At 41.2% G+C, this 25,767-nt stretch carries 46 protein-coding genes; 38 read left to right on the plus strand and 8 right to left on the minus strand.

The annotated features are described in order from the left end of the window. Positions 1-14 precede the first annotated feature (14 nt). The 6 genes from JEP40_RS07915 to JEP40_RS07935 all read right to left on the minus strand — a co-directional run bounded on the left by JEP40_RS07915 (position 15) and on the right by JEP40_RS07935 (position 2,910). Positions 15-557 carry a hypothetical protein gene (locus tag JEP40_RS07915; protein ID WP_198623101.1) on the minus strand — a complete coding sequence of 181 codons (543 nt, stop codon included), beginning with the start codon at positions 555-557 and terminating at the stop codon, positions 15-17. A gap of 25 nt (positions 558-582) precedes the next feature. After that, positions 583-750 (minus strand): DUF7279 family protein, encoded by a 168-nt coding sequence (locus JEP40_RS19255; protein ID WP_420094338.1) that lies wholly within the window; start codon positions 748-750, stop codon positions 583-585. Positions 751-867: 117 nt separating this feature from the next. Continuing rightward, positions 868-1,179 carry a transcriptional regulator gene (locus JEP40_RS19085; RefSeq protein ID WP_232799203.1) on the minus strand — a complete coding sequence of 104 codons (312 nt, stop codon included), beginning with the start codon at positions 1,177-1,179 and terminating at the stop codon, positions 868-870. Position 1,180: 1 nt separating this feature from the next. After that, entirely contained in the window at positions 1,181-1,489 is a 309-nt protein-coding gene (locus JEP40_RS07925; protein ID WP_198623102.1) for a hypothetical protein, read from the minus strand. 383 nt (positions 1,490-1,872) lie between these two features. Continuing rightward, a complete protein-coding gene (locus JEP40_RS07930; protein ID WP_099660664.1) occupies positions 1,873-2,178 on the minus strand; it encodes a hypothetical protein in 306 nt (101 codons plus the stop codon). Positions 2,179-2,208: 30 nt separating this feature from the next. Beyond that, entirely contained in the window at positions 2,209-2,910 is a 702-nt protein-coding gene (locus tag JEP40_RS07935; RefSeq protein ID WP_099660665.1) for an XRE family transcriptional regulator, read from the minus strand. Positions 2,911-3,017: 107 nt separating this feature from the next. On the opposite strand from JEP40_RS07935, the gene JEP40_RS07940 reads away from it, so the two are divergent. From JEP40_RS07940 to JEP40_RS08120, 37 genes are all read left to right on the plus strand, one after another. Further along, positions 3,018-3,203: a Cro/CI family transcriptional regulator gene (locus tag JEP40_RS07940; protein WP_099660666.1), complete on the plus strand. Its 186-nt coding sequence runs from the start codon at positions 3,018-3,020 to the stop codon at positions 3,201-3,203. A 127-nt stretch (positions 3,204-3,330) separates the two neighbouring features. Continuing rightward, a complete protein-coding gene (locus JEP40_RS07945; protein WP_198623103.1) occupies positions 3,331-3,711 on the plus strand; it encodes a hypothetical protein in 381 nt (126 codons plus the stop codon). Between the two features lie 130 nt (positions 3,712-3,841). Further along, the gene (locus JEP40_RS07950) at positions 3,842-4,636 is read left to right on the plus strand and encodes a replication protein (RefSeq protein WP_198623104.1); all 795 of its coding nucleotides are present in this window, start codon (positions 3,842-3,844) and stop codon (positions 4,634-4,636) included. After that, the gene (locus tag JEP40_RS07955) at positions 4,636-5,361 is read left to right on the plus strand and encodes an ATP-binding protein (protein WP_198623105.1); all 726 of its coding nucleotides are present in this window, start codon (positions 4,636-4,638) and stop codon (positions 5,359-5,361) included. Before JEP40_RS07950 ends, JEP40_RS07955 begins: the two co-directional genes overlap by 1 nt. 17 nt (positions 5,362-5,378) lie before the next feature. Next, positions 5,379-5,609 carry a hypothetical protein gene (locus JEP40_RS07960; RefSeq protein WP_198623106.1) on the plus strand — a complete coding sequence of 77 codons (231 nt, stop codon included), beginning with the start codon at positions 5,379-5,381 and terminating at the stop codon, positions 5,607-5,609. Between the two features lie 188 nt (positions 5,610-5,797). Beyond that, positions 5,798-6,091: a hypothetical protein gene (locus tag JEP40_RS07965; RefSeq protein WP_198623107.1), complete on the plus strand. Its 294-nt coding sequence runs from the start codon at positions 5,798-5,800 to the stop codon at positions 6,089-6,091. Between the two features lie 129 nt (positions 6,092-6,220). Continuing rightward, positions 6,221-6,646: an HNH endonuclease gene (locus JEP40_RS07970; RefSeq protein WP_198623108.1), complete on the plus strand. Its 426-nt coding sequence runs from the start codon at positions 6,221-6,223 to the stop codon at positions 6,644-6,646. Further along, positions 6,643-7,092, plus strand: coding sequence for a hypothetical protein (locus JEP40_RS07975; protein ID WP_198623109.1), 450 nt, complete (start codon positions 6,643-6,645; stop codon positions 7,090-7,092). Before JEP40_RS07970 ends, JEP40_RS07975 begins: the two co-directional genes overlap by 4 nt. Beyond that, the gene (locus tag JEP40_RS07980) at positions 7,085-7,297 is read left to right on the plus strand and encodes a hypothetical protein (RefSeq protein WP_198623110.1); all 213 of its coding nucleotides are present in this window, start codon (positions 7,085-7,087) and stop codon (positions 7,295-7,297) included. The genes JEP40_RS07975 and JEP40_RS07980 overlap by 8 nt, the downstream gene beginning before the upstream one ends. Then, entirely contained in the window at positions 7,290-7,688 is a 399-nt protein-coding gene (locus JEP40_RS07985) for a hypothetical protein (protein ID WP_198623111.1), read from the plus strand. Before JEP40_RS07980 ends, JEP40_RS07985 begins: the two co-directional genes overlap by 8 nt. Continuing rightward, the gene (locus tag JEP40_RS07990) at positions 7,666-7,809 is read left to right on the plus strand and encodes a hypothetical protein (RefSeq protein WP_198623112.1); all 144 of its coding nucleotides are present in this window, start codon (positions 7,666-7,668) and stop codon (positions 7,807-7,809) included. The genes JEP40_RS07985 and JEP40_RS07990 overlap by 23 nt, the downstream gene beginning before the upstream one ends. Beyond that, positions 7,781-8,374: a recombination protein NinG gene (locus tag JEP40_RS07995; RefSeq protein ID WP_198623113.1), complete on the plus strand. Its 594-nt coding sequence runs from the start codon at positions 7,781-7,783 to the stop codon at positions 8,372-8,374. Before JEP40_RS07990 ends, JEP40_RS07995 begins: the two co-directional genes overlap by 29 nt. Further along, complete coding sequence (locus tag JEP40_RS08000; RefSeq protein WP_109847198.1) at positions 8,364-8,555, plus strand: hypothetical protein; 192 nt, start codon at positions 8,364-8,366, stop codon at positions 8,553-8,555. The genes JEP40_RS07995 and JEP40_RS08000 overlap by 11 nt, the downstream gene beginning before the upstream one ends. Beyond that, positions 8,552-9,166 carry a DUF1133 family protein gene (locus JEP40_RS08005; RefSeq protein ID WP_198623114.1) on the plus strand — a complete coding sequence of 205 codons (615 nt, stop codon included), beginning with the start codon at positions 8,552-8,554 and terminating at the stop codon, positions 9,164-9,166. Before JEP40_RS08000 ends, JEP40_RS08005 begins: the two co-directional genes overlap by 4 nt. 639 nt (positions 9,167-9,805) lie before the next feature. Next, positions 9,806-10,150: a hypothetical protein gene (locus JEP40_RS08010; protein WP_198623115.1), complete on the plus strand. Its 345-nt coding sequence runs from the start codon at positions 9,806-9,808 to the stop codon at positions 10,148-10,150. A 90-nt stretch (positions 10,151-10,240) separates the two neighbouring features. Further along, positions 10,241-10,630: a putative holin gene (locus tag JEP40_RS08015; RefSeq protein ID WP_014656499.1), complete on the plus strand. Its 390-nt coding sequence runs from the start codon at positions 10,241-10,243 to the stop codon at positions 10,628-10,630. Then, on the plus strand, positions 10,627-10,920 hold the full coding sequence (locus JEP40_RS08020; protein ID WP_198623116.1) for a phage holin family protein: 294 nt from the start codon (positions 10,627-10,629) through the stop codon (positions 10,918-10,920). Before JEP40_RS08015 ends, JEP40_RS08020 begins: the two co-directional genes overlap by 4 nt. Beyond that, a complete protein-coding gene (locus tag JEP40_RS08025; protein ID WP_036976899.1) occupies positions 10,907-11,239 on the plus strand; it encodes a M15 family metallopeptidase in 333 nt (110 codons plus the stop codon). The genes JEP40_RS08020 and JEP40_RS08025 overlap by 14 nt, the downstream gene beginning before the upstream one ends. Before the next feature lies 1 nt (position 11,240). After that, complete coding sequence (locus JEP40_RS08030) at positions 11,241-11,717, plus strand: lysis protein (RefSeq protein ID WP_232799204.1); 477 nt, start codon at positions 11,241-11,243, stop codon at positions 11,715-11,717. Then, complete coding sequence (locus tag JEP40_RS08035) at positions 11,714-12,133, plus strand: hypothetical protein (protein ID WP_198623117.1); 420 nt, start codon at positions 11,714-11,716, stop codon at positions 12,131-12,133. The genes JEP40_RS08030 and JEP40_RS08035 overlap by 4 nt, the downstream gene beginning before the upstream one ends. Positions 12,134-12,574: 441 nt before the next feature. Continuing rightward, entirely contained in the window at positions 12,575-13,117 is a 543-nt protein-coding gene (locus tag JEP40_RS08040) for a KilA-N domain-containing protein (RefSeq protein ID WP_071233484.1), read from the plus strand. Continuing rightward, positions 13,114-13,272 carry a hypothetical protein gene (locus tag JEP40_RS08045; RefSeq protein WP_167652467.1) on the plus strand — a complete coding sequence of 53 codons (159 nt, stop codon included), beginning with the start codon at positions 13,114-13,116 and terminating at the stop codon, positions 13,270-13,272. The genes JEP40_RS08040 and JEP40_RS08045 overlap by 4 nt, the downstream gene beginning before the upstream one ends. A 30-nt stretch (positions 13,273-13,302) precedes the next feature. After that, on the plus strand, positions 13,303-13,488 hold the full coding sequence (locus JEP40_RS08050; RefSeq protein WP_198623118.1) for a hypothetical protein: 186 nt from the start codon (positions 13,303-13,305) through the stop codon (positions 13,486-13,488). A 16-nt stretch (positions 13,489-13,504) separates the two neighbouring features. Then, positions 13,505-14,095 carry a terminase small subunit gene (locus JEP40_RS08055; RefSeq protein WP_198623119.1) on the plus strand — a complete coding sequence of 197 codons (591 nt, stop codon included), beginning with the start codon at positions 13,505-13,507 and terminating at the stop codon, positions 14,093-14,095. Between the two features lies 1 nt (position 14,096). Beyond that, positions 14,097-15,596 (plus strand): terminase, encoded by a 1,500-nt coding sequence (locus tag JEP40_RS08060; protein ID WP_198623120.1) that lies wholly within the window; start codon positions 14,097-14,099, stop codon positions 15,594-15,596. An 11-nt stretch (positions 15,597-15,607) separates the two neighbouring features. After that, positions 15,608-17,053, plus strand: coding sequence for an anti-CBASS protein Acb1 family protein (locus JEP40_RS08065; RefSeq protein ID WP_198623121.1), 1,446 nt, complete (start codon positions 15,608-15,610; stop codon positions 17,051-17,053). Then, entirely contained in the window at positions 17,007-18,002 is a 996-nt protein-coding gene (locus JEP40_RS08070; RefSeq protein WP_198623122.1) for a phage minor head protein, read from the plus strand. Before JEP40_RS08065 ends, JEP40_RS08070 begins: the two co-directional genes overlap by 47 nt. Positions 18,003-18,018: 16 nt before the next feature. Then, on the plus strand, positions 18,019-19,413 hold the full coding sequence (locus JEP40_RS08075) for a DUF2213 domain-containing protein (RefSeq protein WP_198623123.1): 1,395 nt from the start codon (positions 18,019-18,021) through the stop codon (positions 19,411-19,413). 3 nt (positions 19,414-19,416) lie between these two features. Continuing rightward, the gene (locus tag JEP40_RS08080; protein ID WP_198623124.1) at positions 19,417-19,857 is read left to right on the plus strand and encodes a hypothetical protein; all 441 of its coding nucleotides are present in this window, start codon (positions 19,417-19,419) and stop codon (positions 19,855-19,857) included. A 10-nt stretch (positions 19,858-19,867) separates the two neighbouring features. Next, on the plus strand, positions 19,868-20,932 hold the full coding sequence (locus tag JEP40_RS08085; protein WP_198623125.1) for a major capsid protein: 1,065 nt from the start codon (positions 19,868-19,870) through the stop codon (positions 20,930-20,932). Positions 20,933-20,941: 9 nt separating this feature from the next. After that, positions 20,942-21,184, plus strand: a complete 243-nt coding sequence (locus JEP40_RS08090; protein WP_198623126.1) for a hypothetical protein — start codon at positions 20,942-20,944, stop codon at positions 21,182-21,184. Then, positions 21,184-21,552 carry a DUF7370 family protein gene (locus tag JEP40_RS08095; RefSeq protein ID WP_198623127.1) on the plus strand — a complete coding sequence of 123 codons (369 nt, stop codon included), beginning with the start codon at positions 21,184-21,186 and terminating at the stop codon, positions 21,550-21,552. Before JEP40_RS08090 ends, JEP40_RS08095 begins: the two co-directional genes overlap by 1 nt. After that, the gene (locus JEP40_RS08100) at positions 21,552-21,893 is read left to right on the plus strand and encodes a hypothetical protein (protein WP_198623128.1); all 342 of its coding nucleotides are present in this window, start codon (positions 21,552-21,554) and stop codon (positions 21,891-21,893) included. Before JEP40_RS08095 ends, JEP40_RS08100 begins: the two co-directional genes overlap by 1 nt. 1 nt (position 21,894) lies before the next feature. Beyond that, entirely contained in the window at positions 21,895-22,335 is a 441-nt protein-coding gene (locus JEP40_RS08105; protein WP_198623129.1) for an HK97 gp10 family phage protein, read from the plus strand. Continuing rightward, positions 22,332-22,700 (plus strand): hypothetical protein, encoded by a 369-nt coding sequence (locus JEP40_RS08110; protein ID WP_198623130.1) that lies wholly within the window; start codon positions 22,332-22,334, stop codon positions 22,698-22,700. Before JEP40_RS08105 ends, JEP40_RS08110 begins: the two co-directional genes overlap by 4 nt. 64 nt (positions 22,701-22,764) lie before the next feature. After that, positions 22,765-23,520: an Ig-like domain-containing protein gene (locus tag JEP40_RS08115; RefSeq protein ID WP_198623131.1), complete on the plus strand. Its 756-nt coding sequence runs from the start codon at positions 22,765-22,767 to the stop codon at positions 23,518-23,520. A 49-nt stretch (positions 23,521-23,569) separates the two neighbouring features. Then, complete coding sequence (locus JEP40_RS08120) at positions 23,570-24,262, plus strand: DUF6246 family protein (protein ID WP_198623132.1); 693 nt, start codon at positions 23,570-23,572, stop codon at positions 24,260-24,262. A gap of 20 nt (positions 24,263-24,282) precedes the next feature. On the opposite strand, the gene JEP40_RS08125 is transcribed toward JEP40_RS08120, so the two are convergent. Together JEP40_RS08125 and JEP40_RS08130 are read right to left on the minus strand one after the other, a co-directional pair. Continuing rightward, a complete protein-coding gene (locus JEP40_RS08125) occupies positions 24,283-25,143 on the minus strand; it encodes a phage antirepressor N-terminal domain-containing protein (RefSeq protein ID WP_198623133.1) in 861 nt (286 codons plus the stop codon). Between the two features lie 69 nt (positions 25,144-25,212). Next, positions 25,213-25,374 carry a toxin-antitoxin system HicB family antitoxin gene (locus JEP40_RS08130; RefSeq protein WP_004245955.1) on the minus strand — a complete coding sequence of 54 codons (162 nt, stop codon included), beginning with the start codon at positions 25,372-25,374 and terminating at the stop codon, positions 25,213-25,215. A 113-nt stretch (positions 25,375-25,487) separates the two neighbouring features. On the opposite strand from JEP40_RS08130, the gene JEP40_RS08135 reads away from it, so the two are divergent. Next, on the plus strand, positions 25,488-25,745 hold the full coding sequence (locus tag JEP40_RS08135; protein WP_198623134.1) for an Arc family DNA-binding protein: 258 nt from the start codon (positions 25,488-25,490) through the stop codon (positions 25,743-25,745). Positions 25,746-25,767 lie beyond the last annotated feature (22 nt).

A 25,767-nucleotide genomic window follows, 5' to 3' on the forward strand; every position in this document is an offset into this window, starting at 1 on the left:
CCCTCCGTTATTAACTAAATACGCATTGGCATAATCAATACCGATACCGGTTTGTACGGGTTGAATATGTCGCAAATAATAGCGTCTTGACCTGTTTTGAATTGAAGTTCGATAGCTGGCATTTTAGGGTTAACATACTTTGCTATCTTCTGTAATTTGGCGAGAAATGAAACGTTAATACCTATTTTGAATGGTAAGTTTTCTTGCATTTTTCGTGTTTTTTCGATTAACTTGTCGATATGTGGGAAACGACCATCGATAACACTACACATTGAAACACCGATTAATATGTTTTCATCTGAAAACAGCCTAACAATTCCGTCATCAGTATCGAAAATTGCATAATCGAATTGCTTAGTTGGTAATTTACCGACTGATAAAATAACTTCATTTTCAATTTCGTTATCGTGTTCGCCATATGCCAGCATGTGACCATCTGTGCCAGCCACTTTGCCGTTAGGTAGAAAACAGATACCGCAAATGTAGTAGCGAATATCTCTTATTGCCATACACTCCATGACAGCAAGTAGAGTGCCTTTATCTATCTTTAACTCCATCTCTATCTCCTATCTATTAATCAACTCACCAAGATGGCATTGATTTTCTAGCCTTTCTTATCTGGCGATTTGTTGGTTTAACTGCATAACTGAAACACTCGCCATAATCGAAGTTTGAAAATACAATCGTCCATCTATCTTTGGTTCTAGCCATACAGCTTTCGTGATAAGCAATGTCCATATCAAATCTCATGAATTACTCCTATCAATCAACTCACCACAGCCCACAGAATGGACTGTAATTAGTTAACTGTGAATTTAGGTAATAAAAAACCCCGCGATTGCGAGGTCTTATGTTAGTTGGTGTAAATCACCATTTTTTATTTGGGTTTCTTTGATGAGCATGATTTACAACTCTATTCATAATGTCATCTTTAGGTGCGTTATCTTTTGGCTCGCAGTCTCTTGGTAAAGACCCACTCATTAAGGCTCTATCGGTTGCTGTTAATGTTCCATTAGGTACTTCAATTGGTTTATATGGGTCAACAACAACGCTGGGATCTGTTTCTTTAGCTATAAGCGCCTCAGCTATTTTTAACTCAATTAACTTTCCTCTAGCCAAATATCTACGCATTTTAGAGTTAAGCTTTCCCGTTTGAGGAAGATACTTTATCTTCGCCATGTTAAGCCCTCGCAGTCACTTCTCCAGATTCTAACAGCGTACCAGATTTTCTATATTTAGCTGAGTAAATACTAGAATTTGGCAAACAGGTGTTATCTGCTGAGTCATAAACTTTAGTGCTACGAATTGAAATTGCTTTCTCAACTCGGCTAATTGGTTTGCGTTTTAACGATAAAGTAGGGCGTTTTTCTTCTTCTACATGACCATGAATAGATACTTTTAATTGCTCATTCATAGCATATGCGTTTTGTAATTCTGCTCTACGTTCAGCTCTGCGACTTCTTGCACAGTTATACCCACGAACACCCATAATGACCTCCTACAATTAGCTTTGGTGATTGGTGGTAGCGCACTCATCTACCATTCACGCTTAGCGTGGCGATTACCAATCCCAAAACTTACTGTCTTTGGTTTGCGCATTTCTCAGCGCGTTCTGTTAAAGAGCGAACATCCTGTTTATCTATGGCTCCTTGCCTTCGATGTGATTAACTATACAAGCATTGCTTTATTAAAACAAGTATAACTTGTGTTTAAACTTGAGTTAATCTTTACTTAAACAATAAATGCTTGTTTTTATTTGTGTTATTTTTTGTAAAAATTTTAAATTTTTTATTCTTTTGGCAGGTTTTGTGATTTGCCGACATAAAAATCCCTCATTAAAGAGGGATCTGTGGTGGGGAAAATGATAGGTGGTTAGTTTTTACTTGATGTTATTTCTGCGAAATCCAGTAGCGCTTTCTGGCAATCGTTGGTCATATCAACTAAGGTGCTGTTTTTCTTTTTTGCCTCATTGCTCATGAATTTATCTATAAACTCATCCCCATCTGGAACATTATTTTCTTGCTGAAATTTATATAAAGAAGAGTAAGCGTTGCACTCAGATGCTTTCATGATTGTAGTTATCAATTTGAAGTCATCTTCATTGGTGAGATCAATCTTATTAGTAGCGTGAGCAGATATTGAAGCAACCGTAATTAGCAATAAAGCTATATTTTTCATTTGGCTACCACCTGATAATTGAATAAATTTCTATCCATGAAATTTGTATTTTATAGACTGGCTAACTAAAACTTTGGCGTGAATGTAAAGACCATTGATACTGTCCTCTTCCAAATACCAAGTTTCATATCTTGCATTATCAGATATAACAGCCAGCCTCTTATATTGCTTTTGAAGCCTTTTTATATATAGCTGATTATCTAAAACAAAGACATAAATTCCATCACCATCAAAAAAGTTAGTGGTGATATCTACGAATATTTGATCTCTAGGCTCAAATGTTCCAGCCATAGAGTCACCTTTAACAGTGATCATCTTGATTGTGGATGCAGATCTACCACCAAACAGTCTTTTTGCTTCATCCGCTGAATACTCAATAGCTGTTATTGTTTCAATGAAATCATCAAGAACCATCACACCAGGTCCTGCACTAGCTTGGATATCCAGCATTTCCACCTTGTAGTTATTTTTATCTGAAATTTCACCATCTTGCTTTATTTGAATACTACTGACTTTGTTTTTTTCATCAATGTCAGTTATTCCGAATAATAACCAATTGGTATCAACTTCAAGTATTTCAGCAATTTTAATAACTCTGTTTTTTCTTGGCTCAGTACTGGTCTCCCACTGCTGTACTGATTGTGGTGATACGCCTACCAATTCAGCTAACTCAGCTTGGGTCATGTTTTTTGCAAGTCTAGCTTGCTTGATTCTTTCGCGCATAGTTTTCATTCGCTCAATATACAAGTTGCACTTTTATTTTTCCAACAAGCAATGCTTGCTTAAACAAAGCAATTCTTGTATTCTTCTTGTTGTTAATCAGTTAAAGGAATATCTTTATGAATGCATTGGAAACAACAATTAAAAAAGCAGGTGGAATTCCAGCCTTAGCTAAGAAGCTAAAGATTAGCGATCAGGCCATTAGACAATGGGAGCACAAAGGTCGAATTCCTCCTGCAAGATACGCTCAAATTAACGAACTATTCGGAATACCATTTGAGCATTTAGTAAAAGATAAAAATTAGTTTCACCCGCTCTTTAACACCTCTGCGCTGGAAAACGCGCATCAAAACAATCCGCTCATATGGAATGAGCTATGGATCATTACTGCTGTTCCCAATATGGGAAGTAATCTAAGAAGGAATTTAACAAATGGAATACGGAAACACATGCAAAACAGTTCGTGACAAACGAGCTATTGAATTTAGAACACGCCACTTAGTAAGTAGCGCACTTCAAATATTACGTGATGGGGATCAGCGAGAAATTGCACAAGCCACATCACGCTCAGACTCGACTATCTCAAGAAGAATCCAATCTATTGATGGTGTATGCGAAATGCTTGCTACACGTCGCGTGGTTGGTTTTGTCAGGGAAGGAGAGAAGGTTATCAGAGAATCAGACTACAAACTCTATTTAGAAAATATGGCTGAACTATCGAGATTAAAACTTCAAGTTCATGCATATGAAAAAGCCTCAATCGTTGGAGCGACTGAGGCCTTTAGAGAAGAACAATTAGGTCTGTTCAACTAACAAATACACTGTATCAATAACCAGTATTAAAGGGAAGCTGATTTTGAGCTTTCCTTTTGCTGATACAGCTAATTAATGGAGTAATTATATATGAATTCTGTTTACTTAACAAACAGATATGGAGGTCATCATGAATACAGCGGAGATATATAAATTCCCTGTTGAACCGGAGAAACCACGCATGGCAGAACTGGAAGATGGCTATACAAAACTCGCTAATGAGTTGCTGGAGTCTCTTTCATGTTGTGATCTCACCGTAAGGCAACTCAGGGTTATGCTGGCTTTAATCAGAAAGACGTACGGATTTGCTAAGAAAAATGACCGAATTGCAGATTCTCAATTAGCTGAGATAACAGGACTGTCGAGACAAAATGTTAATAAGGCTAAAAAAGAATTAATTTCAATGAATTACATTATAAAAGATGGTAATAAAATTGGAGTTAATAAAGAAATTTCAGCATGGAAAAATCAATCTAGAGACAGTGTCTCTAATTTGAAGACTAAAAAAGTCTCTAACTTAGAGACAAATGATGTCTCTGACTTGGAGACACACAAAAGAAATACTTTAAAGAAAAAAGAAAATATTAATACCCCTATATCCCCTGAACAAAAATCTACACCTAAAAAACAAAGTTTCGATCCGCTTAGCGTAGATATACCCAGTTGGTTAAATCCTGACACTTGGAGAAATTGGGTTGGGTACCGAAAGGAAATTAAACAACCGATAAAATCTAAGCGAACTCTCGATGGGCAAATAAAACTTCTTACTGAGTGTTATGAGCTGGGTTTTTCACCTGAAGAAATAATCAATAACTCGGTTACTAACGGTTGGCAGGGATTATTCAAGCCTAAAACGCCATACCAAAAACCTAATCGAATTATTCAACCTAGCCAAACTCAAGAATTCATACCGGAGAACTTCTGATGACAGCAACGGCAACACTGGCGCGATTAAAACGCATGATGCCAGAACACATCAAACCAAAGTTCTCAACGGCTGAAGAGCTAATGGCATGGCAACGAGAGCAAGGAGAAATTGACTCTAAGCGGATCGCAGATGAAAACCGCGTAACTCGATTGAATAAAATTATGGGCCGTTCTGGTATCAGCCCATTACACCAAGAATGCACATTTGATAATTACCAAGCCACAACACTGGAGCAGCGAACTGCATTGTGTGAAGCTAAAAATTATGCTGATAACTTTGGAAAAAACTTTGGTGGGTTCATCTTCAGCGGCAACGCAGGAACTGGAAAGAACCATCTAGCAGCGGCAATTGGGAACAGCCTAATTCAGCAAGGCAAGAGCATTTTAGTCGCCACACTGCCAGATCTGATGATGCGAGTTCGTGAAACCTATCAGAAGGATGCCAAGACCTCAGAATCAAAACTAATCGATGACCTGTGTGAAGTGGATTTGCTGGTGCTGGATGACGTTGGTGTGCAGCGGGGGAACCTGAACGAAGATCTGATTATTTTTCAGGTGGTAGATCGCCGTTTAGCAAACAAAAAACCAGTTGGAGTGTTGACAAATCTAGCGTTCGCAGAGCTTTCAAAGGCGCTGGGTGAGCGTGTTATTGACCGCCTGAGAATGGGTAGCCCAACAACGATTAATTTCACTTGGGGAAGTTTCAGAAGACAAGTTAAGTAACTAAAAGGAATTTTAAAATGAGCAAACACAGATTTGGTAAACCTTATGTTAGACGTTTACGCCCTGATGATATTCCAGAATCAGAGCAAGCAGAGTGGGCTATCCGTTATATAAACAACCCAAACCGACATCTATCAACCACCAAAGCGTACGCAGTTTGCATGCATGGGTTTAAAGGTGTTTTCCAGATATCTCTATGCAAGAGATCGCTAATGAAATTAGTAAAAATGGCACTGAGTGATGATTAACACGCAAGAGGATTTTTAGATGAAAGGAACTAATTATAAAGATCTCCTATGGGCTTATGCCGACGAGGCTACCTTCAGGAAAAGAAAATACATAAAGAACTGCAAAGACTATAACCGCAAGTTTTTCAAAAATTACCGAAGCGAGAAAGTGCTTAATCGACTATTTAAAATTGACTGGGAGGCATCTAATGCAGGGAACTAATCCAACAGATGGTATTCGGTTAGAAGTTCTTTACATGGGTAAAGAAAATGACATTTTTGTGATTTTTCTCAATGGTCCCGCTCCAATAAGTGCATTGCAGGACATTGAAATCAGCCTATTGCAAGATGCTGAAGAGTATGAACTGTTTACCGAACATGGAACATATCAAATCAGCGTAACGAGAGATAAGGGTGAATATGATAGCTATGGTCGCTGTGAGATTGCGCCGTATTGGGATTTCGACATTCAATCATTTGAGCCAATGCCAGAGGGTGAGTGATGAACCTATTAATTCATTTGCTTCATAGCAGATGGGTGCTGATTAAATGGTGCAAAAATAATAAGCCAAGCCGTGATTTAGCAGAAAATATCATTAGGCACTACGGCTTGAGTGGTTGGGTGGCTAAAGATGTTGAGCGCATATGTGACGGGGGAGCTAACAGTGACAAAAAAACAACGTGAAAATCTACGAATGCTATTCGGTGGTCGATGTGCCTATTGTGGCTGTGAGTTACCAGAAAAAGGCTGGCATGCAGATCACGTAGAGCCTATTTACAGAAAAATAGACAGGATTAACGGGAAGGTAGTAGCCACTAGTGAGTGTTTTAATCCAGAAAAAGACACTGAGGATAACCTCGTTCCAGCCTGCGCACCCTGCAATCTATTTAAATCTGTTTATAGCATTGAAGTATTTCGAGAAGAAATAAAGAAGCAGGCAGATAGGGCAAGAAAATCATCTGTTAATTTTAGAACAGCGGAACGATTTGGGATGATTGAATTAGTCGATAGGCCCGTAGTTTTCTGGTTTGAACAGTATCAACAGGAGGTTAATTGACAAATGATATCTGTCTCCATAAATCCAACCTCAAAGGCATTTTCAAAACCCTCTCAGAAGTAACAGAAACCGGTAAGCGATACCGAATCAAAATCACCGAATGGCGTGAACTCAGAACAATACCAATGAACAAAACATGGCGAATGTGGGTAGAAACCACAGGCGACTGGCTACGTGCGCGTGGCGTTGTCATTGATATTAAAAATGGCGCTGGTGAGGTTGTTCTATCAAAGCCCATCACTAACGAAGAAACGCACGAGTATTTTGTTGGTCACTGGCTGGGTCGTGATGAAAACGGAGAGCGTGAGAAAACTAGCAGGATGGATAAAGTGAGGATGCTCATCATGATGGAGAAACACGAAGCGTGGTGTATTGAAAAAGGCATTCCAATCATCATCCCGAACGACAGCGAATACATGAAGCTTAAGGATAAACAAAATGAGTAAATACGATAGATCATGCAAAGGTGTAACAATCGACGTGTATGACGTTTTAAAAGCGTTTGAAGTAACCAACCCAGCATTACAGCATTTAATTAAAAAAGCTCTCTGCGCAGGGTTGAGAGGGCATAAAGATAAAGAGCAAGACTTATGTGAAGTGCTGGCATCGGCAAAGCGAGCTATTGAGTTGGAGGCTGGAAGCAATGGCTAGAGATAACTTTCCAGTTGAAAACGCAATCACAATTATCAAATCAGTGAGGCACTTGGAGTTATTTGATACAAAAACAGCGTTTGCAGTGACGGGTTTAACGATCAATCAATGTCGAGAAACAATCATGCATCTCAAAAAGATAGGAGCAATAAGAAAGTCTGATAAAAGTGCGTGGAAGTTTGTTGTTTGTGATAACGCGATACAGCTAATCAAATCATATGCTGACGATAGAGAAGAGGTGAAAATAGCTAGACAAAAGGCGAGAGAGTTTAAATCTCGACCTATGAAATTTGTCGATAAAGCCAATGTTGCAGGTATGGGTAATCCGATGTTGATGAAAATAGACTCATTACTCAAAGGGGTTCGCAATGAACTGCATGTCATGCAATAGACGGCTAACAGATGAAGAAATTTATGTGTGTAGCAAGTGTGCTGATGAATACGCTCATTTGGAAGTGATGGATAAAATCAAAGGAGAGGGAGATGCAGAAGTTAAGGCGACGGCGCTGTAAAATATGCCGAGAATGGTTTATTCCAAAGCAGAGTTTTCAAAATTGGTGTAGCCCGGAACATGGATTTGAATTATCCGAGCAACGAAAAAATAAAGATAGAGAAAAAGCATTAGCAAAACTTAAAAAGGAGAACCAGAAAAAAGAGCGAGAAGCAAAAGACAAACTCAAAGCCCGCAAGTTAGCAGTAAAACCCCTCTCATATTTCACCAAACAAGCACAAACCGCATTCAACGCATTTATCAGAGAAAGAGACAAGGATGAGCCTTGCATCTCTTGTGGTCGTTTTCACAATGGTCAGTATCACGCAGGGCACTATAGAACCACAGGAGCAAATCCTGAGCTTAGGTTTGATGAAGATAATTGCCATAAACAATGCGCACCATGCAATAACCATCTATCGGGAAATATCGAAAACTACACACCTCGACTAATAGAGAAAATTGGTCAGGAGCGTTTCGATCGTCTGATGGGTTCTCATGAATTACCAAAGTGGAAGCGCGAGGATTATGAGCGGATACGTGATCACTACCGAGCCAAGTTAAAGGAGCTGAAAGATGTTCACTGACTTAATCGCAGCTATTGAAGAAGCAAGATATTTAAAATCCAAATCAGGTGGTCGAGTTAACTTCTGTGTAATCCAGATTGCTGAATGCATGGAAGTATTATGCGGGCTGATGGATGGTGTCAGGGTTTTATATACAACTGCGAATGATGATTATCACACAGTATTACCGGAGGCGAGATGAGGGAATGTGATCCGTTCAATCTACTGTCTCTTTATTCAAGTAAAAATGAATTAAGACGGGTTTGGGGTTCTAATCGAAAAAACGCATTAGATAGTAAGCGAGTCTGGGTTCGCTACATGCTAATGACGTGGGGGAAGGAATATGGTGGCAATGATTATCCAGAATCAGGATCAGATAGTGTCATTGGGCGATTAATGATTAGGACGGAATGGAGCGAAGCTGAGGGTGAGCGAATAATAAAAGTTGTAAAAGATTTGCACAAAATGGGATATCAAGGAGAGGAATTATTCAAAAAGTCACATGAGATATTAAATCCTAAAAATAAAATAAGCGACCTCATCGCTCTCGCCAAAGAATCAGATGATGCCGCTTTTGTAGAAAATGTAATAACGAAAACATTTGCTAAAAACAATCCGATTCGTTATGTAGCTATTAAACGATATTGTGATCGCAAATACCCGCAAAAGATGGCTCGTGAATTGAGTTATCAAACAAAAATCAGCATACAACAAGCAGTTAGAAGAATTGGTTGGGCTGAAAGTATTCTTGAAGAGGAGATGTTTTACGCAATGAAGCATGAATTAGAAAGGGAATTATGTCTAATCTCATAAATATTTAAAATATATATTGCAAATGCGAATTTTATATGTATAGTTTGTGATATGCTCGGGCAGTAAAACAAAGAGCAGATATATTAAAGAGGGTAAGAAATTACCTGCTGATTACGGGCTGAAAAGTTCCGATCCAAGACCTCGCTTCGGCGGGGTTTTTTGTTATCTGCAATGAAAACTCTATTTGCCAGCTTCCGAATTTCACTTGGCGGCATTAAAGCGAATAGGGTTCTTATTGTGGAGAGCGCCGAGACTGATCGGCAGTGTATGGACTGTCGGATGTACCGTACACCATCCAGAGGCGGCCTTTGCGGATTAGGCTAAGCCCCTGAGAGTATCTGGAAACCGACGAAGGATTAAATAGCCTTCCTCCACAATCTCACAATAGTGCCCATCATAGTCCCTACGCAGAACGGAGAAATCTGGTTTGCGATACACTTGTGGCTTTCTATTTTAATTCCCCCGAATTCGAGGGAATAAGTTTCTGATATTATTCCAGAGTGCTTATTTGCATTGTGGTAATTCAACCATCCGGATTTGCCGGATAGTTCACATTCAGAAGATCGCTTAGGCGGTCTTTTTTCGTATATACGTTAAGTCAACTTAACGCATAGTGTTATTTCTTGTTTGGAGGCTGGTATGACGATTAATGATTTAAAGGCAATCAATGATCTGTATATAGCCAATGAACGTAGAAAAGCGATTATTGAAAGAGCTGAAGTAAAAGCGAATGTTTATGAGTCCGCTAAAAGATTATTTCAACTTGCGGAAGATAACGATTATGTAAAACGTAGTGATGGTTATATTGATGTAATTCTAACGGGTTGCAATGTTAATGTTTTTCTAAACCTAACTAATCATAGCGGGTTGTTTAAAAAATGTGGCGATAAAATATACCAACACATGTTCTGCAATAAACTCCTTATGCATGAAAAACTAAATCATATGGGCGGAGTTAATTTCGCCAGAATTATCCTTTCCTAAACATGCCGACCACAGAATCAATCACCCTCGTTATCACGTTCACACAAGAGCTTTGAGTCGGCGTTCTATTAACTAATCAGGACTACATATATGCAAGAGCCGTTAACAGGCACAGCAACCGCCTCGTTAGCGGGTGTCTCTATTGTAGGTCTCTATTCAGGTATGGACGCAGGTGTTGTTATCGGTGCGTTCGCAGGGGCGGTGATATTTGTATTGTCTGCTCATGATATCCGACTGTTAAAGCGATGGGCGTATTTCACGGTTGCATTTGCTATCGGGATATTAGGCGCTGATTTCATGTCGTCACTACTGAGTGGCATTATCGGAGATAGAGAGGTCGATCGCTCTGTTGGTGCCATGTTCTCATCGGCTGGTTTGGTTGGTGTGTTAGTAACGATATCTAAACCTGGTGCACTCACTGACAGTATCAACAACGTTATTAATAACCTGATAGATAAATTCAGAGGAGGTGGAAGATGACCATCTCAATATTTTGGATTTACGTTAATTTCTTTTCCTGCTTATTGGCAACGATTCGTCTCATTAATTATGAGCGCAACGGTGCTCAGTACAAGTTCTTTCCATCACTTATCGCATGGGTGCTTATCGTTATGCTGGGTTCTATACCGCTTCGTATATTAACGAATGATTACGTTCATGCAGATCCATTTGAAGTCGGAATCAATATCACACTATGCGCGCTAATAATTCTTAGTCGTGGGAATGTGATGCAAATATTTAGAGGGGTTAGTAAAAATGACACTCGGTGAGAAACAACGCAAGTTCACTCGCATGATTGCGGACTTAATTATTTTTGCCTACGACAACGGATATGAGCTGACATTCTCGGAAGCATACCGAACACCAGAGCAAGCACAGTTAAATGCTAAATCAGGTGCGGGTATTAAAAACAGCTTACACACACAACGCCTAGCTGTGGATTTCAACCTATTTAAAGACGGTAAATACCTAACAGCATCAAGTGACCATAAATTACTTGGTGAATATTGGGAATCTATCGGCGGTACGTGGGGCGGTCGATTCAATGACGGCAATCACTACTCGTTAGAACACAATGGCGTTAAGTGATATGAAAGCGATCATCTGGAAAGGTTTCTCTTGGGTGATGGAAAATATGACTGTTGTTGGAATGACTATTTTTGTTGTCATGTTTCTTACTGAAAGTATAAAAAATACTGCTCTGGAACACGATAACAAATCACTCACTGAACAACTATCACAACAAGTCGAAATCAACAAAGACTATCAAGCCCGCATCACTCGATTAAATCAACTCGATATTCGTCACTCACAGGAGTTAGTTAGTGCAAAGAATGAAATCGACACTCTTCGTGATGCTGTTACCTCTGGCTCTAAGCGGGTGTACATCAAAGCCGAGTGTCCAGCAGTCACCAAGAATCCCACCGAAAGCGGAAGCGATGAAGCCACCGCACGACTTAACAAAGCAGTTGAACAAGATTATCTACGTCTCAGAGAAATGATTGTCGAGAACGAACAGCAAACGTTGTATTTGCAGGATTACATTAAAACGGAGTGTTTACGATGAGCGAGCAAGCATCAAAGGTGCTGATTGATTTACTGGAAAAGGCATCTAATGGTGTCGATTCTGCGGTTGCATTTAGTCAGGCGCAAATTCCTGAAGTTATTAGTCAGTTATTAGCATGGAAGATGGCGATGGGTATCATTTGGTTTGCTTTTGGCTTGGCGACTATTGCATTCGCTGTATTTATTCCCGTATGGGCTGGTCGCCAGCGTCGAAAAGGTGCTTTATGGACTTATTATGATGGAGATGCTCGATTTAATCTGAGTTCAATTTCGTATGATTTCATTAGAACACCATTTCCACTTGGCTTGCTTTTTATCGGCGTGCTCATTTCAGTTGTGAGCTTAAATTTTTGGCTGAAAATACTAATAGCTCCGAAGTTATATCTAATCGAATACGCAGCTTTACTAATTAAGTGACAAACAATAAGGCAGAACAAAACAAACCTCGCTCAATAGCGGGGCTTTTTAATGGAGAAATATCATGGCAGTAGAAGGTTCAGATAATCCAGTTAAATTCCGTGAAGAGCTGGATAAAAGCATTCCAAAAGAATAACCCCGACAAGGTTAGATAAATCGTTTATCCATTAAGGAGAGTGATCATATCTTGACTGCTAGGAACAGACTAGAAGCGACCTGATTAACGTAGTGATACGTGATGATGGTTGCGAGTTTTACATACGGGATTATCCCGTATCTGCATAAATCGTATTTCACTCTGTGCACCACATGCACGCACATCTAAAAACATCGAATCGTTATTTAGGAATGAGCCTTTGAGGAGATCAGTTATAGCTGATACTGCTTCGATGGGCTGATTTCCTATGTGGCAAGGGTTCATTACTAAGTAAGGACAGTATCATGCAATATCCAAAAGTTATTGTTAATGGCGTATCGGTTAGAGTTGATAGCGCTGGGCGTTATAGTTTAAATGACTTGCATTCAGCAGCAGTATTGAAAGGCGAGGCAAACGAATCGCAAAAACCAAGTAAGTTTATTCGCAGTGCTTCTGTGAAGCGATTTGTTTCTGCTCTTGATGCCAGAGGACAAAAAAGTCCTTTGAAAGAAAATCAATCACTTAAAGTCATTAAGGGTGGTAATGAACAAGGCGTGTGGGCAGCAGAGCTTTTAGCTGTTCGTTATGCCGCTTGGATTAAGCCAGAGTTTGAAATTAGTGTGTATGAAACATTCCGAGAGGCAACGCTTAACGGGATATCAAATATGACAACACTAAATCGCTTGGACTTACTTATTGCCACCGAAAAACAAGAAATAAGTCACTGCGCTCGCAAGATGAATAGTTGGGGTGTAGGAGGACGTAAAAAGTCACTAGCTGATGCTCGAGCTAATATTATTGCTCAAATGGATCCTGATATGGTTTCAATCATGGAAGGTTATCAATGACCAAACAAGAAAAAGACTGGCTAGATACTCTCCATCGTCAATTACAGCAATCACTTGAATACTTACATTGTGGCAGAGTTGATGATGGCAGGATAGTTGCTGAAATCGTCGAGCGAGAGTTAGGCAAGTTAGTCAACAAACAGAAAACCAAATAGGCCCTAGTGGCCTTTTTTATTGGGTGGGATATGTCAGAAAAATATCAAGTAATAGCAACTAAGAAAGATGGCACAACCTACGAAGGCATGATGACCACTAAAGAACCTCGTGTGACTAACGGGTTAATCGGTATCGCATCACTCGATGGTTCATGGGTATACATATCACCTGATGAGATTAGTGATATTAAATATATGCTAGTGGTTGAACAGTAAATATTAAGGAAAGGGTATGGCTCAAAATAAACCAACGCTCACAGATGAGCAGAAAGTTCTTTTTGATGCCCTAACAAAGTTACAACAGAAATTCGTGTTAGGCATCCTGAAAGGACTCAATCAAATAGATGCTTACAAGCAAGCTGGCTACAAGGCAAAGAGCGATGATTCAGCCCGTGCGTCTGCATCTGAAATCTTAACAAATCTTAACGTTAAATCGTTCTTAGATGCAATGAATGAGGTAGCCATTTCTAATGCGATTATGAGCCGTGAGGAAGCGCTAGAGAGACTTTCTTCTATTGGACGTAGTTCAGTATCAGAAATGGTTGAATTCAGTGAGCATAAAATGGGAACTGATGACGATGGTAATCCAGTTATTCAATCTGTGTGGAGATTTAAAGATTCCGCATTACAAGACCCTAAAGCACTAGCGGCAATATCTGAACTCACAGCAAGTAAAGATGGCATCAAGTTAAAGCTTCATGATCCTAAAGCCGCGATTAAGCAATTGGCTGATATGCAGGGCTGGGAGCCACCGAAGAAAATTGAACATTCAGTAGATGAGCAAATGGCAGAGTTGCTGAGAGAGATATCATCGGAGTCATAATATGGCTGCAAAAAATCAGCAATTTGAAATATTAAAAAAGAATTTAAAGGATAGGTTTTGGCGTTTAAATAATCTCTATTTCATTACTGATAAAAAAGGTAAGAAAGTAAAGTTCAGAATGACGCCTGAGCAGTTTGAATACTTCGATGGTATGCATACACGCAATATCATTCTAAAGGCTCGTCAGCTAGGCTTCACAACACTTGTTTGTATCGTTCAATTAGATGCAGCTTTGTTTGAGTCAGCCAAGTGTGCATTGATAGCGCACACCTTAAATGACGCTAAGCGATTATTTAGGGAAAAGGTTAAATACGCATATGACAATTTACCTGCAGTAATTCGAAGGGCGAACCCCGCAAAGAATGACTCTGTTGGTGAGTTGGTTTTCAGCAATGGCGGTTCACTTTATGTCAGTACCTCGTTTCGTGGAGGGACGCTACGTTATTTGCATATCTCTGAATTCGGCAAGATATGCGCCAAGTATCCAGATAAAGCCCGTGAGATTGTCACTGGTGCATTTGAGGCGGTATCAAGTGATTGTTTCACGACGATTGAAAGTACAGCAGAAGGTCGAGCAGGTTATTTCTTCGATTACTGTCAATCTGCTGAGAAAGCACAAATTCAGAGTAAAGCTCTCTCTAATTTAGATTGGAAATTCTTTTTCTTCTCATGGTGGAAAAATCCAGAATATGCCATTAACCCTGTTGAACAATTACCAAAACGGTTAGTTGACTACTTCGATGAGATATCAAGTAAACACGGCGTTCAATTAAACGAGCATCAGAAAGCATGGTATTACGCCAAAGAGAAAACACTTGGCGACGATATGAAACGGGAATACCCGTCAATACCGTCTGAGGCATTTCAGCAATCAGTTGAGGGCGCTTACTACGCTAATCAATTCCGCTTTCTCTACGAAAATAAACGTATTGGCACACTTCCTGATAACTCACATCTGCCGGTGCATACGTACTGGGATATCGGTGTGGGTGACTCCACTTCAATCTGGTTTGTGCGTGAAGTCGGTGAAGAGTTCCATATCATCGATCACTACTCAAATAGTGGTGAAGGTCTACGGCACTACATGAAAGTGCTGAAGGATAAAGGCTACACATATGCAAGTCACAATGGCCCTCATGATATTGATAACCGCGAATTTGGTTCTGATGCGAAATCTCGTAGACAGTTGGCGCGGGAAGGGTACGAAATCGACGGTGAGAACTATTCAATGCGATTTGACGTAGTGCCGAAACTTTCCATTGATGAGGGTATAGAGGCGGTTCGTGAAATCCTTCCGCTCTGTGTTTTTGATGAGAATAAATGCGGTGAAGGGATCGCACACCTTGAGGGGTACCGCAAAGAATGGGACGACAAGCGCGGTTGCTGGAAAGATAAACCACTTCACGATTATACGTCACATGACGCTGATGGGTTTAGGTATTTTGCAGTGAGCAGAAGAAATAAGAAGGCTCATGTTGGAATGTTAGTTCGCAAACGTTAATGAGGGCGATAATGGAAGAAAATCAACAAAAGCTGTCATTAGCGGTTAATAACGCTATCAAGGCAGTTGCTAGAGCAAGAATGGATTATGTTTCTGGCGGCATTGGTATCAATAACACAAAGCGACCAAGAATATGGAATGAATTTGGTTACCCAGAGAATTTAACATTCGATGATTTTTATAATGCATACGATAGGAATGCGTTAGGTGGAGCTGCGATAGATCGATATATCTCTGGGTGTTGGATTGATATTCCAGAACTATTCGAGGGAGATGAGGAGGCAGATAAGGATGGCTCTACAGAATGGGATAATCATTTAAATAAACTACTCAAAAGGCATTGGGAACAAATCAAAGAAGCGGACAAGCGTAATTTAATTGGTCGTTATTCTGCGTTAATTATTCAAATAAGAGATAATAAACAATGGAATGAGCCTGTTGATATCAGTGTTGTTAAGCGCTTAAAAGAAAAGTCTATAGTCAGATTCATCCCGGTATGGGAGGCGCAACTTGACCCGAAGAATTGGTATGAAGACCCATCTGATGAGTGGTATGGGTATCCTTCAATGTACGCATTTACTGAAATTCCAGTTAGCACTGATAGTGATGGTTCACCCAATAGAATTATTGATATACATCCAGATAGGGTAATTATTTTTGCCGAAGGCTCCGCTGATGGGAAACTAACATCTGGATCGCCATTGTTGCGCAAAGGCTACAACAAGCTACTAGACGCAGAAAAAGTATCTGGCGGTAGTGCTGAGGGATTCTTAAAAAATGCCAGTAGACAGCTTAATTATTCGTTCAGTAAAGACACTGATTTTCAGAGGTTAGCTGAAGCGTTAGGCACAGATATGAGTGGGCTTGCTGACGCACTGGATGAGCAAGTAAGGCGGTTAAATAAGAGTATAGATGCTTCAGTTATGATGCAAGAAGGAACCGCAGGCGTACTCTCTGTTACGCCAGCAGACCCAGAGCCAACTTGGCGCACTATTCTTGCTGAATTTGCCGCCTCCATTAATATGCCAGTTAAGGTGCTTATCGGGCAGGTTACAGGAGAACGAGCCTCAACCGAGGATATGAAAGACTGGGCGAAAACATGCATGTCTCGTCGCAGAGGGTTCTTAACTTCTGTTATCGAAAGTCTAGTTTCGCGGTTATGGTCAATTGGGGTTATTGATCAAAGAGAAGAAATAACAGTTAGCTGGTCTGATTTACTCGCACCAAGCCAGTCTGAAAAGCTAGATAATATGAGTAAAGCTGCTGATGTTGCACAAAAAACACAAGCATCATTTGGTTACTCTGTGTTGATGGAAAATGAAATCAGGGCGCTGGGTGAATATCCGACTTTAAAAGAGTTTGATAATACTGAGCCACCAGAAGAAGGTAAAAAAGGAGATCCATTAATTGATGATGATGAATCAAAAGATAGGGTCACCGATAATACCGAGAAATAAGGCGGACCCGACACAGTCAGGAAAGCCAGTCAGAAAAATGTACCGCGATATCGAAAACCGGTATCACGAACTGAAAAAAGCACTCCGCCAACTGCTAGACCTGTCATTGACCGGCAGAGAACGAAATCAGAACTCACTTTACAGCTATATCCTCGCTAAAAACGCACAGAACGAACCAGATTCGCTTATCAGGGTTAACGCGGGTGTTTATTCGTATGATCTGGCTGAGAGGCCTGATGAGTACGCACGATTCCTTGAACGGCTGCAATCTATTCTGGATGAGTACCTGCTTGAGGGTGGGAATGAAAATCTGTGGGCGTTCAGCCATGTTGCGGCGGAGTATGACCGAGGCACACTGAATGCGTATACCAACCTGTCGTTACAGTCAGAGGTGTATGCGTCACAGACCACTCTCACTTACCTGATGTCGCAGCCTGCGTATCAGAACCAGATAGCTGCCGCGTTTATCTCAACGTTCAGCGACTGGAGGGGTATTTCTGATGCCGCCCGTGCCGACCTTTCAAACATCATCGGCACATCGATAGCAAGAGGGGTTAATCCAAGAGAAACGGCAAGGGTAATCAGCAAGCGATTAGATGTATCAATGTCCAACGCAAAGCGCATAGCTCAAACGGAACAAGTGGGAGCGTTACGCAGAGCTAATTGGAATGAAACTACATGGGCTAGTGAATCGCTAGGGCTAAAAACAGGATTGTTATGGTTGTCAGCACTAAAGCCAACCACGCGCAGCTGGCATGCAGCACGACACGGCAAGGTGTTCACTGTCGAAGAAGTCGAAGCGTTCTACGCTGATGGCGGCAACCGGTTTAACTGCTACTGCGCGACACAACCGGTACTACTGAATGACGACGGGACGATTTACAACAAAGGCATTATTGACCGGCTGACAGCAGAGCGGAAAGCCTGGTCAACAGACGAAGATTCATAACCAAAGAGGCCACCACATGAAGCTTTCGGGTATTCATGTTAAATCGCTGGCTATCAACTCCTCCAATATCTCAACTGAAACCATCGACGGTGACGAGCATATCGTCATTCGCGGCGTTGTGCCTGTTGTTGATGACGTTGTGATGAACGGGGGGCTGTATCCGGCCAGCGAAATTAACAAAAGCTTTCAGTCGATGGAGGGGCGGCAGTGCCCGTACGGGCATCCCAAAATCGGCACAGATTACGTATCGGCTGACACGCCGAGAGCAGTAAACCAGTTTCATATCGGCGCATGGGCTGAGAATGTCCGCAAAGATGGTGAAAGAGTCGTCATGGACGTGAAGGTCAACCGTCGGTTTGCTGATGCCACTGAGAAAGGCAAAGAGTTCCTTGCCCGTGTGGATGACATCATTGCCGGTAACAGCACAGACCCGATCCACGTCTCTACCGGATTATTGTTGCAACGTGAGCAGAACAAGGGTAAGTCAAAAGGCAAGCCATATACATGGGTCGCAAGAAATATGCACTTTGATCACATTGCCATTCTTCCGGCTAGTGAACCAGGGGCTGCCACACCAAAAGACGGTGTCGGGATGTTTGTTAATAGCAAAGGTGAAAAGCTAAATATTGAATTGGCTGATTTAATTGATGCGGCAAACTGCACTGAATCCGGTTTTTTCAACAAAACGAAGTTCTTCTTCACCAACAGATCAAACTTCTCTTTCGAGGATATCCATAAAGCACTGCGCGATGCCCTGAGAGAACAATCATCAGGTGACGACTGGCCTTATCCGGAAACAGTTTGGCCTGATAAATTTATCTACTACAAATCAGGTAAAACGTACCAGCAAAAGTATCTCATTGACGACAACGGCGAAGCTGATCTTGTCGGTGAGCCCATTGAAGTTGTGCGCAAGCCAACAGAGTACGAAGTAAAAACCAATAAGGAAAATGACCCGATGAAACAAATCATCACTAATGCGCTGAAGGCGAAAGGTATCGAGACAGAAGGTAAATCCGATACTGAATTACTGGATGCGTACAACCAAATGAACGCAGAAGAAAAGAAAGAAGAAACGCCAGAAGAAAAGGCTGCGCGTGAGAAAAAAGAAAAAGAAGAAAAGGATAAATCTGACACGGCAAACAACAGTGATCTGCAGCAGCAAATCACATCCGCCGTAAATGCGGCGATCGCCCCACTTCAAGCGCAGTTAAACGCTAGCGCAGACAAAGAAGTAAATACCATGCGTGATGCCGTGAAAGCTAAATTCGGCATGTCAGATATCGCCGTTAACGCACTAAGTGGCGACCCACTGAAAGAACTGTACGCGCAATGCAATGCATCTCATGGCTTGAATGGTTCATTCCAGCAAGTCAATTCATCTCAGTCAGTTTCAGATATGCCGGAGTAAAACATGGCGAATAAAAAACGTGTAATTCATGCGGGTGGCGTATTCACTAACCCATTACTACACCGCGAAGGTGCGGCAACAGTTGATACCAAGGCGGGTATTGTCGGCTTCTATGATGAGACTACCGCTAAATTTACGCCATCGGTTGATGGTAAAGAAGCAAATGTTTTGTATGTGTCCGACTTTGATTATCTTCGCTGTCAGTCAGTTGATGATGCAATCAAGGCTGGCGATTGGGTTGTTGCAATTCAACCAATGCAAGGTTTGTTTTTAAATGTGCGCGCCGCTGCTGGTACATACAAGAAAGGTCAAGCGGTTATTGTTGCTAACGGTCAGATCACACTGGCCACAGGTGCTGAAGGTGAGGCAGTATTTGCCTATATTGAAGAAGATACAGCCTTAACCGTTACGGCGGGTGAGCTGGTTCGCGTTGTGTTCAAGTAAGGAGAACTGAATGTTTTATTTTTCAACTAAGAAGGCAACCGAAACGGGAAACCTTGAAGCAAACCAAGCGCAATTCGGTGCGTTAAGTTTAGAGCGTAACTCGTCTGCTCAGGCTGTGGCTGATTTCATTTCTCGCGCTCGTAATGTTCCTGCTTTAGATGCTACCAATGCGATAGATGACATTAAACGTCTGTACAAAGCATATGACCAGACTGTGTTAGCTGAATTCCAGCCAAATACTGAATTCACATTGTTAAACGACCTCATGGGCCTATCTCGTTCAGTTCGTATTGATGAGTCGGTCTATGAATATGCGCGTAAAGGTGGCGGTGGCGTAGCTCATACGTCAATGAGCGGTCAGGTTGGTGCGTTACTTGAGGCTAGCGCTTATAGCTTTGATGGAACTATGGTGCCAATTCATGACACGGGGTTCAAGTTTACATGGCGAGACCCGATTTTCGGTAAGGGATCTGCATTGGCTTCATTGGCTGACGCGCAAAAAGATTCTGTCGATACTGTTCGTCGCAAATACCTTGATTTTATCTGGAATGGTTTCCGTGACGCTGCAGGTAACTTCATTAGCTTTGATGGCAAGACATTTAAAGGCCTACGTAGTGATGAGCGTGTAGCGCAGGTCGCATTAACTATCAACTTTTCAACAGAGCAAGACGGCAAGAAAATCCGCGCAGAAATAATCAAACTGCGTGATGTTCTGAAGTTGAAGAACCTGCAATATGGCGAGCAAACCTGGTATGTCTCAGGTGAAATTCTGTCTAATTGGGAATCTATCTACTTCGACGTGAATCAAACCCGCACCATTCTTGAGGAAATCAAGAAAATCACGGGCATCAAAGACATTAAGGAAGATTACGAACTGAAAGGTAATGAAGTTCTGATTATTCCGCTGAGTGCCGGCGTTATTGCTCCTATTGTTGGTCAGGCATTTGGTACTGTTGCTGATCCACGCCAGTTCTATAACTCTGACTATGTATGGCGCACGTGGGGTGCTGCTGGTCTGATGGTTAAGCAAGACATCAGTAATCATTTCTCAGTTGTTCATGCGAAAGGTAATTAAGGGGGATTTATGGCACTGGTAAAAGTAGTTTCAAATAACTTCTTCGCTGGTGCCGGCTTTCTAAAGGTAGAAGCCGGTAGCCAAATGACAATGTCAGATGAATGCGCGAAAGAGTGGGAAAAGGCTGGTTTGGTTGAAATTCTCTCATCGGGTGATATTGAAGTAGCATCACATAGTAACGATAATTCTGAACAGCCTGAACAGCCTGAACAGCCTGAACAAGCAAAAGCGAAACAGAGCGGTAAAAAATAATGCAGATAACTCTTGATGACGTAAAGCCGATGATTGCGGAACTCGGGTTTACATTGCCTGATTCTGTGCTGTCGCTGTTACTGAGTCAGGTTAATGCAAAGTCCGGATGTCTCGAAGCCAACTACGACGAAACCACGCAGAAGTTGCTGCTGATTTACACTGTTGTGCGGCTGGCATCACTGTTTGGCGCACGAAAGATATCATCACAGAGCGCTCCTAACGGGGCGTCTCGTTCTTTTGCGTATGATTCTTCCGGTACTGATTATCTACTGAACCAGATCCGCGCATGGGATAGTGCAGGATGCCTTGCTGATTTGCCATTATCTAGTAAAACGGTAGGCTTTTTTCGGGTGATTGGAGGTGTCTAATGAGTTCAGTTGCTAATTGGGCTTACACATCGTGGGCTACTCTGTGGAAACCAAACGGAAAAGATAAATACGGCAAAGTTACATTCTCTGAGCCGGTTCATTTTCTTTGTGGCTATGGTAGCGAGCTTAAATCTGGAAAGTTGGATATTGGCTCTGAAATCACTATCAAGTTAGTTTTTTGGACTGAATATGCAGATGCTAAAAAAGGTGACTTTATCGCTATTGGCAAGCACTCAGGTGATCCGTTATCTGTCGGCGCTGATGAAATCAAATTCATTGGGCGAGATGAGGATTTATTCGAGCACATTGCGGATGACTATACTCTGATAACGGCGGTGTGATATGGCAGCAAGAGTAAGGGGTATTTTTCAGGCTAACGCAAACCTTAGAGCACTTGTGAATGGCATTCAAGACAAAAGAGCTGCAAGAGCAATGTACATGGCGCTTAATATCGGAGCTAGCCAAGCGGCACTATATACACCTATTGATTCATCTACGCTTATTAACTCACAGTTTCGTGAGATAACCGTAAGAGGAACCAGATTAACGGGCAGGGTTGGTTACTCTGCAAAATATGCCATGTATGTTCATAACGCGTCAGGAAAACTTAAAGGCCAGCCGAGAGCTGACTTTGGAGTCACTAGAGATGGTGTTTCTTTTGGTGGTGGTACAAAAACTGGGAAATACTGGGACCCTAGCGCTAAGCCGAGATTCTTAAAGGCTGGATTTGATGAGTCTCGTCAACAAATTGAGGAAGCGATAGAGCGGGAGATGCGAATATGATACATGAAGCATTCGAACGCTACTTAAACAGAGGTAATTTGCTTGATGGTTTCATTGTTCAAAGGTTTGCGTGGGACGAAGAGGAAGATACAAGACACCAGCAATATGCAGTTATTCAGCCGGACGATAGTAGCGGTCGATTTGCTGATTTAGGTGCTGATGATTTCGTGGCGCTTATTCTTGTGTCTGCATGGAAAGACCCAGAGCCAACAGTGATAAGAGCTAATGAAATTCTAAATTACGTTGCTAACAACTCGTTAGATTGCGAACTCAATTCAATCTACAACTTAGGCGGTCTATCAAGACCCATACCGACAGAGGAAGGTCGGTTTATCTTTAAGCTTTCTTTCCGATGTACATCTTAAATTAAACACATCTCAACGGGTCGCTTATGCGGCCTTTTTTATTTGCAAATAAAGAGGTTATAACATGGCACAATGCCCTGATGATAAAGGCCTAGTGATGGGTAACGCAGGTATTCTGCGCATTGCAAAAGGCTGTTCAAATCAATCACCATCTCAGATTCAATTTTTGCGATTAGGTGCATTAACAAGTAAATCGACAGACTTCGGTATGGAAACCGTCACGTCCAATGCCGATGATACGAAAGGCTTAGCAGAATCTATCGTCACTGGCGCTGACGTAACTATCAGTTTCGATGGTGAGCTTAAAAAAGCAGGTGTTGCGGGTTCAACTTCCGCTTTCGACATTGCTAAAGAAATTCTTGATGAAGTTAAAGCTGGTCGTCAACCTTCATACTGGGTTCAACTCGACATGAAAGGTGACGGCAGTGATGTTATTCAGGGGTACATGACTTTCACGTCCTGGTCAATGGAGTTTCCAACAAAAGAAATCTCCACCTACTCTGGTGAGTTGAAAGTTGCTGATGCAGAAACGGTTGAATGGCTACAAGAAGAAATCGCAGTTGTAAGTGTTACTGTCGAGCCAGCCACCTTGTCTGTGAAAGTGGGTGAAACTAAGACATTTACTGTCAAATTTACACCAACTGATGCGACTAACAAAAACTACACTGCCGTAAGTGATAAGACGAGCTTTGCAACAGTTACCAAACTTGTGAATGTGGTCACTGTGCGTGGTGTTGCTGAAGGTACTGCAAATATCACTGTCACATCCGAAGATGCTAGTAAAACAGCCAAATGCGTGGTCACAGTTACCGCTGCTTAATATTACAAAGGGTGCTTTCGAGTGCCCTTGATAATATTCAGGAGGGATTATGACGCCTATTTTAGAAATCGGTGAGATGGTTGTCTCTACTGATAAAAATGTTTACTTATTTAGACCATCGTTCATCAATATGACAAGAATTGGCGAGCCTAAACAGATTGTGAGTGCGTATGGTCAATTAAATGGGGCTGAGGTGCAAGAGTTAATTACTCGCGCCGTAATGAATTACAGGGTTATTCCTGAGTGGTTAATAAAAGCGATTAGCAAGCCAACGTACGGACGCAATATCCTGCAAGCGGCAATGATAGTGATGCAGGCGTGTTGTGATGATGATTGTTCTGAAATCATTGGCGAATGGAAATCAGGTAAACGAGGTGTCGTCTATAAAAACGGCAAGATGCCAATCGCTGATATTATCGTTATTGCCAGAGAATTATTCACTCACGGAATTATTGGTAAAGCGAAAATCCGCAAACTTCAACGCAACGAAGGTAAAAACGAATTCTCAGATGAGTTCATGGCAATTGATTACATCAGTTCTGCTCGTGCGCACTTTGGCATGAACCGTGATGAAGCCGAACAGTTAACAATGACTGAATTTCAGATGATGCTCAAAGCTAAATACCCTGACGAGAAAGGCTTCACAAAAGAAGAATACGACAACATCATGAAGCAAGATGATAAGCGTAATGATGAGTTAATCAGTGGTAAGCGTCGACTGGTGAGTAGGAAGAGAAAGTAGCCCATCCTTGGGCTTATTTTTTAGAAGCCAATTTGCTCCTGTCTGATTCTATTTATCACACGAGAATTGTCGAATTGGTTTGGCTGAATATGTGTTGTTGCTTTATATAATATTTCTTGCATTTTTTTAGCGTTTCTCATTGCCTCTCTTGGTGCATCATGGAATCTCCCAGATAGGCTATGCTCGGCTACTTTTAATAATGGATATATGTCATTCATAGCTGTGGAGCATAGAACCAAAAAGCTCCAACTCCAGCATAAAGTAACAAGTTCATCATCTGTTAGTGTTTTGAGTTTATTTGAAACTTCTTCCTGTTTAGGAATGTATTCACCTTCAAGTACAAACTTGTGAATATACTCAACCGCATCGGGTATCTGATCTGCTGTCAGCTCTTCAATGCTACTAACATTAAATTTCTGGTGAACAAGAGAATAGGCTTCTGGATACATAATGCCTTTCTTGCTTACTAATAAATTAACAGCATTCTTTAATGGGTTTCGTTCTTGAACAGTTGATTTATGTTTTTTCTTAACTTCACCAGTAGTCCAATATTCATAAAGTACATCGTCACACTCTTCTTGGTACTTTATTACTTTATCGCGGATCTCTGGTTTGACTTTGTTAGGGCTGATAGTGTGAAGCCACCCTGCAAGTTTACGGAGAGCTAGGCAAAGCATTGATTGCTCACCGCCTTTTGAAGGTATCACGATTTCCGTGATCCCTTTACTAAACCTTTGTTTTAGCTTTTCAAATTGAGATTGCCAAGTTAACCCCATACCTTCAACTATTGGCTTCATTGGTACATATGGTTCGCCGTTGAAATTTACTACATACAGGTTGTTACCGTGGAAAGGTACGTTAATTGTTGATACACTAGTCATGTCGGTTACTCCGTAGTTTCTGACAAATTAGAAGCCCTAGCTACCGCAAATAGTTGGGGCTTCGCTGTTTTAGTTGACACGTTTTTCTCTTTCTTTCACATACCAAGCTATCGCTTGATTAACTATTGAGTTTTGCGAAATACCATCTTTCGCTGAGAGTTCTACCACTTTACTTTTTAACACCTCTGTTAATCTGAGTTGAAATTTTCCTGTTTTCTTATTGGTATTCATATCTTCATCCTTTTATGTGTCTATGTGACATCACAAAGATATCAATGTGAATCTATATAGTCAACGAATAATTGACTATATTGTGATATCACAATGACTTTACTGGTGGTTGTATGTCACAAAAAAATACGCGAATAAGAGATATAACGCCTTATAGCCTTAGAATGCCTGATACTCTGAAAGAAAAGTTAATGCAAAGGGCAAGTAAGAACGGGCGATCTCTTAATGCTGAAATGGTTATGATTCTTCAGTCTGCCGTGGATGAGGATAGCACCCCAAAAAACTTAAACGAGCTATCACAGCTTGATCCTGAAAAGTTCAAAGAATTGTTCATGGAAACCGTCAAGAAGATGTATGAAAAAAATAAATAGATAATATTTTTTGTGGTCAATC

It is taken from the genome of Proteus vulgaris (genome assembly GCF_016239305.1).
GTDB classification, from domain to species: Bacteria; Pseudomonadota; Gammaproteobacteria; order Enterobacterales; family Enterobacteriaceae; genus Proteus; species Proteus vulgaris_C.